Consider the following 13731-nt stretch of genomic DNA (forward strand, 5'->3'; position numbering starts at 1 on the left):
GCGAATTTTGCGAAGCAATCTCCTTGCAGATTAGTATAAATCAATGTATGAGATTGCTTCGGGCGGTGAAGAACCGACCCTCGCAATGACGAAACTTATTAAATCATTAAAACTAATAAACCAACTTTCCAATGTAATAGTTAAAATCTACTTCGATATTATCCTTTGTTGCTCCTGCTAATTCAATAGGTTTAAATACAGTTGTTAAATTATAGAACTTAAAATCTCCTCCTTTAACTTTCAACCTAACAGGCATATCAAATCCTTTAACATCGGCAATCCAACGAGCGCTAGCTTTGCCATCCAACACTCTAATCTCCAGAATTGGTAAATTCGTATACTTCAAATATTGGTCGAATACTTTAGTAAAATCTTTACCAGATTGTTTATTGATATAACCGATTACATCTTCGGCATTAACTGTAGAATGATAAAATTCCTTGTTCAATCCTCTCAAAATCGAACGCCATTTTTCATCGTCATCAATGATGGTTCTTACCATATTCAACAGATTTCCGCCCTTTGGATACATATCTCCAGAACCTTCTCTGTTTACATTATAAATACCTTGAACGGGCGCTTGGTTTTGAATGGCCTTTCTGGTACCTTCTATATATTCTTGCCCTGCTTGTTTACCGAACATACTTTCTGTAAATAATGATTCTGAGTAATTGGTAAAGCTCTCGTGAATCCACATGTCAGCTAAATCTTTCGAGGTAATGTTGTTCCCAAACCACTCGTGACCGCTTTCATGCACAATGATGAAATCCCATTTTAAACCAACACCAGTTGTAGACATATCCCTACCTAAATAACCATTTTGGTATTTATTGCCATAAGCTACGGCGCTTTGATGTTCCATTCCTAAATGTGGACTCTCCACTAATTTATAACCGTCTTCATAAAATGGATAAGGACCAAACCAATATTCAAAAGACTTTAACATCGGTTTTACATTTGCTGCAAATTGAACTTTGGCTTTCTCTAAATTCTCTGGCAATACCCAATAATCTAAAGTTAACTTGCCTTTCTCTCCTTCGTAAACATCATCAAAATGAACAAAGTCGCCAACGTTAAGGGCTACATCGTAATTGTTAATTGGATTTGCTACAAACCAATCGAAACAGGTATACCCATCTTTAAGTTCCGTTGTTTTTCTTAATCGCCCGTTAGAAATGTCTTTTAATCCCTTTGGCACACTAATACTGATTAACATACTATCAACTTCATCTGCCTGATGGTCTTTATTTGGCCACCAAATGCTTGCGCCTACACCCTGACAAGCAGTTGCTATAAATGGTTTGCCCGCAGCATCTTTTGAAAACACAAAACCTCCGTCCCAAGGCGCTCTTTTTGCAATGGTTGGATTACCAGAATAATATACCGTGAAACTATTTTTATTTCCTTTTTTTACTAAGGGGAAGTTCACAAAAACAGCATTAATCTCTCTTTTAAAAGTTAATGGCTTACCTTGATAAACCACCTTTTCTATTTTAAAATTGGCAAATAAATCGAATTGTAATTTGGTAAAATCTCTAGTTGCCGTAAACTTAAATTCGTTAGAACCACTGATTGCTTTTTTATCGATATCTATTTTCAAATCGAGGTGATAATAGTTGATATCATAACAAGTTCGCATTGGCGATAGATAACCGCGAAGCGAATCGGCCCTGCCATATTTTTCTTTTTCTACCAATAATTGCGCATTGGCGGATAAAGAAATAAGAAAAATAAATGCAAATAGGTAAATGATTTTGGAAAGTGATTGGCTGGTTTTCATAAAGAATATCAGTTAAAAAAGACAAGCCAATTTAGTGAATAATTATGAAAGGGTTTATCAGAAATTAATCGGTGTTAAACGGATATTAACTTGGTTCCTTTAACGCAAAGAGCACGAAGTTTCCGCAAAGTTAAAAAGCCATATTTCCTATCCTATTAAACTTTCTATTTTTTTCTTTGCGCTTTCTCAGCGTCCTTTGCGGTTAATAACTACGCTTACAACAAAATCTTACTACTTACTTCTTTATCAATTGTAATGTAACCTGGATATTTAACCAAGCCGCCGCCAACCATAATAGAAGGACGTATTTTCAAAGTAACTATCCCTTTCTTTTCATTTCCAGAATTAGCTGCCTTTACAAAATCTGTAATATCTGAAAGCATCGTTCCATCAGCCAAAAATTTATAAATATTGGCGTTTAACTGAACAGGTACATTGGTGGTTTGACCAGCATCGATACTCACCTTTTGGTCAACAGTTCCATTAGCAATTTCTTGCTTGTTAATTAAGATGATATAATCGAAGTTATTAATCGCTGCTAAAGTTGATGAAGGATTAGAAATTTGCAGGTTCAATTTTGCCTTTAAAGGAATATCCTTTCTCAAATAACCTAAAGCTAATGATGGCAAACTGCTCAAATCAATATCGTTACCTTTAATTAATTTCTGTACATCAGTACCTGCAACTGTAATATTTGTTGCGTTTAAAAGCTTATAATCGCACTTTTCTAATGCTTTAATTTGTTGTGCTTGTTTGTTCACACTACACGCCGATAATCCTACAACTAACAGGCAACCTAGAAAAAATCTATTCATCATTTTATAACGGTTATTTAAACACAAAGGTATAATCAACTATGGTACCAAAACTATTTTTGCTTAGTTAAATTGTTACGCAATTGAAGATTCATCACCCTTGGTTGTACTAAATTTTAATTAATTTAGTGATTTAAAACCTTGTATGAAACGTGTAATCTATCTTATTGCCTTTTTAATTGCTCCAACTTTTTTAAAAGCACAAATGCAACAAATGAATGCTGCAGAAATTGCTTTGGGCCTTGCAAAACTGAATGTTAAAGGTAGCGTTTTGTACATCGCAGCGCATCCAGATGATGAAAATACTCGCCTGTTGGCTTATTTAGCAAAAGAAGCAAAAGTAAGAACTGGTTATTTATCGTTAACCAGAGGTGATGGCGGACAAAACTTAATTGGCAACGAACAAGCAGAGCTTTTAGGATTAATTAGAACACAAGAATTGTTAGCAGCCCGAAGAACCGATGGAGCCGAACAGTTTTTTACAAGAGCAAACGATTTTGGCTTTTCTAAAACATCAGATGAAAGCTTTAAAATTTGGGGCAGGGAACAGATTTTATCAGATGTGGTTTGGGTAATTCGTAAGTTTCAACCAGATGTTATCATCACTCGTTTCCCCGAAGATGCAAGAGCTGGTCACGGGCATCATGCTGGTTCGGCAATTTTAGCAAGGGAAGCTTTTGTAGCAGCGGCTGATAAAACTCGTTTCCCTGAGCAATTGAAATATGTAAAGGTTTGGCAAGCGAAAAGAATATTATGGAACACATTTAATTTTGGGGGAACTAATACTACTTCGCCAGAACAACTGAAATTAGATGTGGGTTTATACAATCCCTTATTAGGAAAAAGTTATGGCGAAATAGCTGCAATCAGCAGAACAAATCATAAAAGCCAAGGTTTTGGTTCTACCTTACAACGTGGCGAATCATTTGAATTTTTCACTCCGGTTGCTGGCGAACCTGCAAAAACTTCAATTTTTGATGGTATAGATTTAAACTTAAAAGACAAAGCAGTTGAGCTTTTATTAGGTGAGATAAAAAAGGAATATAATGTAGCTACGCCAGAGGCGATTTTGCCAAAACTACTTCAACTCAAAAAACTAACCGATTCAAAAGATTTTAATCATCAACTTTTAAACGAATTGATTTTGGCAACTGCGGGATTTTGGACTGAAGCTGTTACGAACGAAAATGCTTATGCCATAGGCGATAGTGTTAAGTTTTCAGTAAACACCATTTATAGGGCTAAAACCAATTTCCCTTTAACAATTAAAGTAGATAATGTTTTTGCGCTTGAAAATAATAAGATGCAAAGCTTAAGTATGAGCGCTAAGGCAAATGCAATTTCACAACCTTATTATCTCGAAAAAAATCATCCGATAGGAAGTTATATTGTGGATAACCAAACAGATATTGGCTATCCTGAAAACCCAAAGCCATTTGCTTTACACCGAACAGTTACTATAAACGGAACTGACATCAGTTTCGATATTCCGATTTTATATAAAAATACAAATCCGGTAAAAGGCGAGCGTTATCAACCCATAGTTATTGCACCTGTAGTAACTGCAACGATGAGCGAAAAAGCTTATATTTTCAGCAGCAATACTCCTAAAACAATTACTGTTCAACTAAAGAGCTTTCGCAATAACAGCACAGGTTTTGTAACGCCACAACTACCAAAAGGATGGAAAAGTAATCCAGAAAAAATAGATTTTAACTTAGCCAGAAAAGGTGATGAGCAAAACATAAGTTTTAGCATTACTTCTGGCAGCGATGTAAACAGTGGAAATATCACATTGCAAGTTAATACAGATGGAAAAACAGACGATAAGGGCTTAAAAGTTATTAGTTATGAGCATATCCCAACAATTACAATTTTCCCTCAAGCAACTGCCCGACTAGAAAAGATAGACTTAAAAATTGCAGGTAAAAAAATTGGTTATTTAGATGGTGCTGGAGATTTAACAGCAGATGCCTTAAAAGAAATGGGCTATCAGGTTACTAACCTAAACTCTGCACAAGTTTTAAATAGCGACCTGTCTACTTTTGATGCAATTGTAGTTGGCGTTCGTTTTTACAACATTAGTGATGATGCAAAAATTGTTCAACCTAAACTATTGGCTTACGTTCAAAATGGCGGTACATTGTTAATTCAATACAACGTAAACAATGGTTTAAAATATTCGAACATTGGCCCTTACCCTTTTAAGTTAGCTAACAAAAGAGTAACCGAAGAAGATGCAAAAGTTAACTTCATTAATCCTAAAAGCGCTGCTTTAAATTATCCAAACAAAATAACTGAAAAGGATTTTGAGGGCTGGATACAAGAAAGAGGATTATATTTTGCAACAGATATTGACCCAAAATATACAACCGTTTTAAGCATGAAAGATACCGGTGAAACTGAAAGCGATGGTTCTTTATTAATCGCCGATTATGGCAAAGGAAAATTCGTTTACACTTCTTTGGTTTTCTTTAGAGAATTACCTGCTGGTGTGCCCGGCGCTTATCGTTTAATCGCAAATTTATTGGCCCCCAGAAATGCAAAATAAACAAACAGAAAAGGATTTACCCCCATTTGTAAAAACCTGGAAACAGTTTTACTTTTTATTAGGCTTTTGGCTCATTTTGCTTATCGCTTTGTTTTACGCCTTTACTAAATATTTCGAATGAGCTATATAGATTGGGCCGTTTTATTCACCACGATATTAGCTATCGTTGGCTACGGCGTTTATAAAAGTCGTGGTGCGCAAAGTATGCAAGCCTATTTACTGGGCAACCAAAGTTTGCCATGGTATACGGTTTGCCTTTCCGTAATGGCCACTCAGGCAAGCGCCATCACCTTTCTTTCGGCGCCGGGTTTAGCTTATACATCTGGCATGAGTTTCGTTCAGTTCTACTTTGGCTTGCCATTGGCGATGATTGTACTGTGCATCACCTTCGTACCCATATTTCATCGATTAAAAGTTTATACCGCTTACGAATATTTAGAGCAACGATTCGATTTAAATACGAGGGCTTTAACTGCATTTTTATTTTTAATCCAACGTGGATTATCAACTGGAATAACCATTTATGCACCATCGATTATTCTATCTACCATCTTAAATATCGATACCACTTACACCACTTTATTTATTGGCAGCTTAGTGGTGTTCTACACCGTTTATGGCGGAACAAAAGCTGTTTCATATACCCAGCTTTTACAAATGAGTATTATTTTTTGCGGTCTTTTTGCTGCCGGAATCATGGTTGTTCATCTCTTACCAGGAGATGTTGGTTTTACAAAAGCCATCAGCATTGCTGGAAAAATGGGAAGAACCAACGTGATAGATTTTAGTTTCGATTGGAATAATCCTTACACCGTTTGGAGCGGACTAATAGGTGGGTTTTTCTTGCAGCTTTCTTATTTCGGTACCGACCAAAGTCAGGTTGGAAGGTATTTAACAGGTTCATCTGTTAGTCAAAGTAGACTGGGCTTATTGATGAATGGCTTGGTTAAAATACCAATGCAATTCTTGATTTTGTTAATCGGCGTTTTGGTTTTTACCTTTTACCAATACAATAAAGCGCCTATCTTTTTTAATAGTTACGAGCTAAACAAATTAGAGGCAAGTCCGTATAAAGCAGAGCTGAATAAAATAAAAGCCGATTATAATTCAGCATTCGAAAGCAAACAACAAGAAGTAATTAAACTTGATAAAGCGCTTGAAGCAAAAGATGAAACCTTAATTAATCAGCAAAGAACTGCCGTTAAAAAAGCCGATGAAGAGACCAAAACCATTCGCAAAAGCTTAACAGAGTTGATGTTAAAGAATGATGCAAAAGCAAGCACAAACGATAATAATTATGTCTTTCTAAGCTTCGTTACGCAATATTTACCAAAGGGACTAATTGGTTTACTTATCGCCATTATCTTTTTAGCATCGATGGGTTCTACTGCAAGCGCCTTAAACTCCTTAGCATCTACAAGTGTGGTAGACATTTACAAAAGACTAGTTAACAAAGAAGCAACCGATAAACAATATGTGAAAGCTTCCCGTTGGGCAACTTTAATTTGGGGTGCAGTTTGTATTGTGATGGCTTTATTTACCAGCAAAATCGGCAACTTGTTAGAAGCGGTTAATATTTTAGGTTCCTTTATTTATGGTACAATTTTAGGTGTTTTTATAGTTGCTTTCTACATTAAAAATGTAGGTGGCAAAGCCGTTTTTTATGCCGCCATTTTAACAGAAGCTTTAGTATGTATTATTGGTTTTAACGAATGGGTTGCTTATTTATGGCTAAATGTAATTGGCTGTTTATTGGTGGTGTTTTTTGCTTACATAATTCAATTGATTAGTTTTAAAAAATGATTTACAAAGTCTCTACTAAAGGCAAGATATTTAGTCTGAAATGGGTAATATTATTTTCATGTTTTCTGATTCCTGTTTTAGTCACTGCAATATTTATGGAATCGCAAAAAGGGAACATAGCCACTTTAATCTTCATTTTTATTTGGTTCTTGTTTTGTTTTCCGCAGCTAAACTTGTTTTTACAGTACCTCAAAGCAACCAACTATCAGCATATAGAAATCGACTATCATCAAAAAACCATTTCAATTTCAAAAGATGGTAAACAGCTAGAAAAGAAATTCACTGACATCAAAAGATTTTCCTTCCATAAAGCCAATCCCCCATTCTATTTAGGTTCATGGTGGCTTAACATCTGTAATGATTTCTATTATTATAAAATTGATTTTGATGAAGAATCGTATTATCTGACCAGCATATTATTCCCAACTCCTTCAATAAATGGAGAAAAACATTTTTACGAATCTTACTTAGAAGTCAAAACCTCATATCCTAGCATACAGAAGACAATAGAATAGGTTAGAATTGATTTCATTATATCAAAAAACCGCCCCAACAAAGTTGAAGCGGCTTAATATAAAATAACTCAAGACTTTAGACTAACGACTCAAGACTATTTCTTTGTCTCTGCCAATAGTTGAGTGTTTAATCTGATGTATTCATCATTTTTCATTGTAGTTGCCAAGGCAATACCCGCTTTAGCACTTTCAGCAGCTCCAGCTTTATCTCCAGATTTTAACTGCATTTTGCCTAGCCATAATTTGGTCCATGGCATTTTTGGCTCAGCTTTATCAGCTTCTACCATCCAACCTAAAGCAGTTTTTAAATCCTTCCCATTGGTAAAATAATAAATCGCCGATTGCATATAAGGTTTTTTCTCGCCTTTCATTGCTTCTGCAATATTTGCCATTGCTTTTGCATCAACATCCGTTGTTATGTTTACAGCAAAAGACATATTCTCCCACGTTAATTGCAATTGAGCTTTACTCTCTGTTACGTTTGCAAATTGTATCGTTAACGTTTCTACTTTATCTTTTAACACATTGGTTTTCACTTTAACACGCAGCACATCATCTTTTTGATCGTAAGTGTAAGCGCCCCATTGTTTAGCAGTTTTACTAAAAATAACCGTCCATTCGCTAGCATTAGGAATAGAGAACAAACCATATTCGCCCGCTGGCAAATCTTGACCTTCTATTTTAACCGCATCAGTAAAAGTAATAATGGTAGCAGCATTTGCACCTGTTCTCCAAACCTTGTCCATTGGCTCCATTCCGCCAAATATTTTACGCCCTTTAACGCTTGGTCTAGCATAGGTTAAAGTAATTTTTCCTAATCCAAACTCTTGGATAATGGTTTGTGTACTACTTGGTGCAGGTAGCTTTACTTGCGCACTTAGGCTATTGTTTATGCCTAAAGCAACTAAAAGCAATAGCATTGTTTTGGTCGTAAATTTCATTTTGTTTGATTTTATTTTTCGGTCTAAATTTACAACAATAAAAATTTAAACATCAAATCGCTAACTGAATGTAAAGAAATATAAGCAAATAGAAATTTCTAAAGCTAAAAGCTTAGATTTATAGCAATCAGATTCTGTTAACCAAATAATAATTAAAACCTATATTCTAATGAAAAAGACAATCAAATCAATCGCTACTTTATTATTTGTAGCTACAATTTCAGTAAGTGCATTTGCACAAGAAAAAAAAGCTCCAGCAAGTCCTGCGGCTACAGCTACAGGAAAAATTGGTGATGCAACAATTACTATCAACTACAGTAGCCCTGCAGTAAAAGGTCGTACCATTTGGGGTGGATTAGAAAAATATGAAGTAGTTTGGCGTGCTGGTGCAAATGATGCAACTACTTTTGAAACGGATAAAGACATTAAGGTAGAGGGAAAAACTTTGCCAGCTGGAAAATATAGCTTCTTTTTAATCCCAAAAGAAAGTGGTACTTGGACTGCTATTTTTAACAAGGAACCAAAACAATGGGGAGCTTATAAGTACGAAGCAGCAAAAGACCAATTAAGAGTTGATGTAAAAGTAAAAGCTTTAAAAGAAACTCAAGAAAGATTGGTTTACAAAATCGAGAAAAAAGGTTTTGCCTTAGAATGGGATAAAGTTTCAGTTCCAGTAGCTGTTAAATAATATTAAAAAACTTAAGCAAGCCTCGTTGGTTAAATCCTACGGGGCTTTTTTATAGATGAAAAACAAATCAATAAGTATTTTAGGATGTGGCTGGTATGGATTAGCGATGGCAAAAGCGCTCGTTGCTGATGGATATCATGTTAATGGTTCTACCACTAGCGAAGAGAAGCTAGAAACCTTCAAAAAGCTTAATATAAAACCTTACCTTATAAATTTTAATGGGGAGTCTGTCAATTACGATGAATCTTTCTTTAACTGCGATGTTTTAATCATTAGCATTCCTCCAAAAAGAAATGTGCAGGCAGATTATCCAAACAAGATTAAAAACATCGCATTAGCTGCTGAAAAAGCGAATGTTAAACAAATCATTTTCATTAGCTCTACTGGTATTTTCCAAAATGGGAATTTTATAGTTGATGATGAAACCATTCCAGAACCAAATACAACCGCAGGAGAAGTATTATTAGCTGCAGAGAAAGTTCTAAAAGAAAATCAAGCTTTAACAACAACCATTATCCGCTTTGCGGGATTAATTGGGCCAGAAAGAAATTTAGCCAAATATTTTGCAGGTAAAACTGATATCGCCAATGGCTTAGCACCAATCAATTTAATTCATTTAGATGATTGCATAGGCATCACAAAAGCAATTATTGAGCAAAAAGCTTTTGGCAATATTTACCATGGCGTGACGCCAAGCCATCCTTCTAGAGAAGAGTTTTATACTAAAGCTTGTTTGTCCAGTGGTTTCGAAAAGCCGGAATTTATAGACGAGCTATTAGACTGGAAGCAGGTAGAAAGTAAAAATGTAGCTAGGTTTTTAGCTTACCAATTTAAGATTGAAAATTGGATGGAGTATGCTGAGATTAAACATTAAGTTCTGTCAGTCTGAGCGAACCTGTCCCGACTTCTTCGGGAGTCGAAGACCTGTTAACTAATAAAATCAAAAAAGATTCCTTCGGCTACGCTCAGGATGACATCTTTTTTGATTTTAATATTATAAACGCAGGGTTGGTCCAATGAACTATTGAACCATTGAACTAATGAACCTATATTTACGCTGTAGCTAATTTTGCTACGTTACGATAAGGAAATGCATTAAAAATGTGTCTTCTTGCAAATCTTCCTGGAGAATCAGCATTTACCAATTTGATGTACATTGCTCTTGGCACATCAAAATATTCGTAAGCACTACCGTCGAAGAAATCGATACGTAAAATTGCATCTTTAAACTGAAAATCTTGAATGTTAGATGTAGTTGTAGTTTGGATATACTCATCTTTAGCGTGCTCCAAAGTTTCTGGCGCAATGCTTAACAAAAAGTTATAAGCCTCAATAATTTCCTTGCTTTTTTCTTCAGCTTCTAAGTGCTTTTCAGCATCTGAACTGAACTTATCAGGATGCCAATCTTTCATCAAGCCCCTGTAAATACTCTTGATTTCTTTTAGCTCTGTAGCTTTAGTAACGCCTAATGTCTTTCTGTAATCTCCAACCTTCTTCATAAACTTATTTTATATGTTATTGTTTATGAAACGATTGCAAATAATTAAAACGCAAACCACAGGGAAACAATTTTTGTGCAAAGGTACAATTAAATAAGTAGAATTCTAATAGAAGGTTAACTAATAGTTATTTACCACTTATCCAAAGTGCAATATCGCTAATCAATTGCTCAGATACGTTTACTGGAACTTGATATTGTTGTGTATATGCTTTTTCTGTTTGCGGACTTAACAAATGGTTTAACTCTGGATAAAGTTTCACTTTTGCATTTGCCGACTTGCCCAAGGCAGCATTCCAAATATCATAATCTGCTGTGGCTACTTGAAAATCATTTCCGCCTTGGAAAACCAAAATGCGTTGTTTTAATTTTTTCGCTGTAGCAACCTGGTCATAAACATTTAAATCAACCCAATAAGCAGCAGGTAAACCTAAGATAACCGAATCAGGTTTCATATTTGGCGCCAACTTCACCAATTTAGCAGCTCCAATTTCATTAATAGCCTCAGCTAATTTTACCTGTGTTGCTTTGGTTGTATCTTTTGCAAGCTCAACAATATATTTGTTTTGGTCTATAATAATATCACCCAATTTCCTAGCTGGTGCAGCAGCTAAAATAATTCCCTTTAAGCTAGGAGCAAGTGTTGCTAAACGTGGCGCTAACATTCCGCCCAAACTATGTCCTAAAACATAAATACTCTTTGGATCTGCTCCTGTTATAGTTTTAGCCATTGCAATTGCAGCAAGTGCATCATCGGTTACTTCTTCTTTAACTGTAAAAGCTTTATTAAATTCACCAGCGTATACTAAAGTCCTTTTTACGTAACGTATGCTTGCTATACCTTTTGAAGCCAAGCCTGTTGCAATATCCTTAAATGGCTTATTTGGCCCAACTGTTTCATCCATATCACCAGGACCAGAACCATGAACCAATACCACAACTGGGAAGTTTGTCCTATTTTTCGGCGTAGTTATTATTGCTGCTAATTGGTGCCCTGGAGTTTGCAAATAGACAGATTTTTCGGTGTACAAAGCAGTGTCTGCATAAGCAGGTTTTGTATACACTGCAGCTTTTGGAGGCATAAATAAGCCTACTATTTTCTCTCCTTTGTTAAACATTAAAACAAAATTTTGCTCTGCTTTTTCAAATTTTCCCTCTACAGTAACAGCGTAAAAATCTCCCTGAACTTTACTTGAGATAGCATCTAAAACTTCTGGCTTGCCTAAGTTGGTTGTAATATTATCCCAAAGCTTTTTTAAGTTATCTGGTGTAATTTTTGCCTTTTCAGCTTCATCAAAAAATAGATGTGCAGTATCGTATTTTGCTTCAGCCATATAAATGAAAAACGAATTCGTTTTGTTAAATAGGCTAATTACGTTTTGTGAAAATCCAACGGTGCTAACTAAAAGCAGGGCAATTACTAAAAAGGCTTTCTTCATAAAATTTATAATCATCGCATAAGATGAGAATCAAAGTTAATATTATTTAAACCGCTTTAGTGTTAAAAATTGTGAAATAAAAAACGCCAATCATTTTGAGTGATTGGCGTTTAACTATTAGGATTATCGTTTATAACAACTCCGCTTCGATGGTAATTGGCGCATTCATTAATTTAGAGATTGGGCAATTCGCTTTTGCATCTGCTACTAATTCATCAAATTTCTCTTTTGATAAACCTTCTGCCTTTACTTTAACTTCTAAATGAATACCTACAATTTCACCTTTTTCAGGATTCAAATCTACTGTTGCTTTAGTTGTAATATCTTCTGGAGAAATATTTTCTGCAGAGATATTAAAGCTTAACTTCATGGTAAAGCAACCCGAGTGTGCTGCAGCAATTAACTCTTCAGGGTTTGTACCCACACCTTCTTCAAAACGACTTTTGAAAGAATATTGTGTATTACTTAATGTTCCACTTTGTGTGGTCAATGTTCCTTTTCCATCTTTTCCGGTGCCATTCCAAACGGCAGTTGCATTTCTTTTCATGTTAAAATTGTTTTTTAATTACTAATGTAAAATAAGACAAAATTGTTTAGCAAAACTCTATATCTGACAATAAATTTACAGCTTTAACAACATAAATATTTTTTACACAGATTATCATTACATTAAATATATTTGTGTTACAAAAATTATCCCTTTGGCAAATAAATCCAAGTTTAAAAACATTTTAGTTATCGAAGATAATCACGCTATTTTAGACGTAATTACCTTGATATTGCAGAGCGAAGCATATAAAGTTGCTGGCTTAAATAAAAGTGTTGATATGATGAAACATATTGATGATTTCAAGCCCGACTTAATGATTTTAGATATCATGTTACCCGATGGTGATGGTCGCGAATTGTTAGGACAACTACGTTCCAATGAAAAAACCGCAAACATTCCTGTTTTAATGATTTCTGCCAAATATACTTCAGAAACCATTCAACAAAACACAGCACACAAGCCTAATGGATTTTTAGCAAAGCCTTTTGACATTGATGATTTGTTAGATAAAATCGAAGGTATTCTTGCTGGAAAGAACTTCTAAATTTTTGCATACATTTATGCAAAACCAGATGTGATGACAGATAACGAACAACTTATCCATAATTTTTATACCAGTTTTAATAATAAGGACTACAAGGCAATGCAAGCTTGTTATGCAGATAATGCAACCTTTAATGATGCTGTTTTTAAAAACCTCAATTCCGAGCAAGTAAAAGCAATGTGGGAAATGTTAATTTTAAAAGGAAAAGATTTAAGGATTGAATTTAGCAATATCTCTTCCGATGGGAATAATGTAAAAGCACATTGGGATGCGTACTATACCTTCTCTGCCACAGGCAAAAAAGTAGTTAATAATATTGATGCCCGTTTTGAAATTGAAAACGGAAAAATTGTTAAACATACAGATACTTTCGATTTCCACACTTGGTCTACACAAGCTTTAGGAATCAAAGGTTTCCTTTTAGGTTGGACAACATTTTTGAGAAAGAAAGTTACCGCTCAGGCAATGAAAAATCTGGATGGGTTTATGAAAGCGAAAGTCTAAGAGTTTTTGTCATTCAGACGTGTACCGATTTCACATCGGTAGCGCACCTGTCCCGACTTCTTCCTATCGTGTGGAGACATCTTTTTTGCTCATTGCTTTTTGG

13 protein-coding genes are annotated in these 13731 nt (G+C 35.1%); 7 read left to right on the top strand and 6 right to left on the bottom strand.

Annotated features, from left to right (window positions below):
• Positions 1-112 precede the first annotated feature (112 nt).
• The gene (locus R2Q59_RS12995) at positions 113-1780 is read right to left on the bottom strand and encodes a M1 family metallopeptidase (protein WP_316785793.1); all 1668 of its coding nucleotides are present in this window, start codon (positions 1778-1780) and stop codon (positions 113-115) included.
• A 215-nt stretch (positions 1781-1995) separates the two neighbouring features.
• Positions 1996-2598, bottom strand: a complete 603-nt coding sequence (locus R2Q59_RS13000; RefSeq protein ID WP_316785794.1) for a hypothetical protein — start codon at positions 2596-2598, stop codon at positions 1996-1998.
• Between the two features lie 142 nt (positions 2599-2740).
• On the opposite strand from R2Q59_RS13000, the gene R2Q59_RS13005 reads away from it, so the two are divergent.
• From R2Q59_RS13005 to R2Q59_RS13015, 3 genes are all read left to right on the top strand, one after another.
• Positions 2741-5146: a PIG-L family deacetylase gene (locus R2Q59_RS13005; protein ID WP_316785795.1), complete on the top strand. Its 2406-nt coding sequence runs from the start codon at positions 2741-2743 to the stop codon at positions 5144-5146.
• A 117-nt stretch (positions 5147-5263) separates the two neighbouring features.
• Entirely contained in the window at positions 5264-6949 is a 1686-nt protein-coding gene (locus tag R2Q59_RS13010; protein ID WP_316785796.1) for a sodium:solute symporter, read from the top strand.
• Positions 6950-7044: 95 nt separating this feature from the next.
• Positions 7045-7464, top strand: coding sequence for a hypothetical protein (locus R2Q59_RS13015; RefSeq protein WP_316785797.1), 420 nt, complete (start codon positions 7045-7047; stop codon positions 7462-7464).
• A gap of 95 nt (positions 7465-7559) precedes the next feature.
• Here R2Q59_RS13015 and R2Q59_RS13020 read toward each other — a convergent pair whose 3' ends face one another.
• Positions 7560-8405 carry a DUF2911 domain-containing protein gene (locus R2Q59_RS13020; RefSeq protein ID WP_316785798.1) on the bottom strand — a complete coding sequence of 282 codons (846 nt, stop codon included), beginning with the start codon at positions 8403-8405 and terminating at the stop codon, positions 7560-7562.
• A gap of 169 nt (positions 8406-8574) precedes the next feature.
• Here R2Q59_RS13020 and R2Q59_RS13025 point away from each other — a divergent pair, with 169 nt between their 5' ends.
• Together R2Q59_RS13025 and R2Q59_RS13030 are read left to right on the top strand one after the other, a co-directional pair.
• Positions 8575-9093, top strand: coding sequence for a DUF2911 domain-containing protein (locus R2Q59_RS13025; RefSeq protein WP_316785799.1), 519 nt, complete (start codon positions 8575-8577; stop codon positions 9091-9093).
• 55 nt (positions 9094-9148) lie between these two features.
• Complete coding sequence (locus R2Q59_RS13030; protein ID WP_316785800.1) at positions 9149-9967, top strand: NAD(P)H-binding protein; 819 nt, start codon at positions 9149-9151, stop codon at positions 9965-9967.
• Positions 9968-10145: 178 nt separating this feature from the next.
• Here R2Q59_RS13030 and R2Q59_RS13035 read toward each other — a convergent pair whose 3' ends face one another.
• The 3 genes from R2Q59_RS13035 to R2Q59_RS13045 form a co-directional block, all read right to left on the bottom strand.
• The gene (locus tag R2Q59_RS13035; RefSeq protein ID WP_131551353.1) at positions 10146-10592 is read right to left on the bottom strand and encodes a KTSC domain-containing protein; all 447 of its coding nucleotides are present in this window, start codon (positions 10590-10592) and stop codon (positions 10146-10148) included.
• A gap of 127 nt (positions 10593-10719) precedes the next feature.
• Entirely contained in the window at positions 10720-12030 is a 1311-nt protein-coding gene (locus R2Q59_RS13040) for a DUF3887 domain-containing protein (protein ID WP_316785801.1), read from the bottom strand.
• 130 nt (positions 12031-12160) lie between these two features.
• A complete protein-coding gene (locus R2Q59_RS13045) occupies positions 12161-12577 on the bottom strand; it encodes an OsmC family protein (RefSeq protein WP_316785802.1) in 417 nt (138 codons plus the stop codon).
• A gap of 154 nt (positions 12578-12731) precedes the next feature.
• On the opposite strand from R2Q59_RS13045, the gene R2Q59_RS13050 reads away from it, so the two are divergent.
• Positions 12732-13124 (top strand): response regulator, encoded by a 393-nt coding sequence (locus R2Q59_RS13050; RefSeq protein ID WP_316769651.1) that lies wholly within the window; start codon positions 12732-12734, stop codon positions 13122-13124.
• Positions 13125-13157: 33 nt separating this feature from the next.
• Entirely contained in the window at positions 13158-13628 is a 471-nt protein-coding gene (locus tag R2Q59_RS13055; protein WP_316785803.1) for a nuclear transport factor 2 family protein, read from the top strand.
• The last annotated feature ends 103 nt before the right edge of the window (positions 13629-13731 follow it).

The organism is Pedobacter frigiditerrae, from assembly GCF_032678705.1.
GTDB lineage: Bacteria > Bacteroidota > Bacteroidia > Sphingobacteriales > Sphingobacteriaceae > Pedobacter > Pedobacter frigiditerrae_A.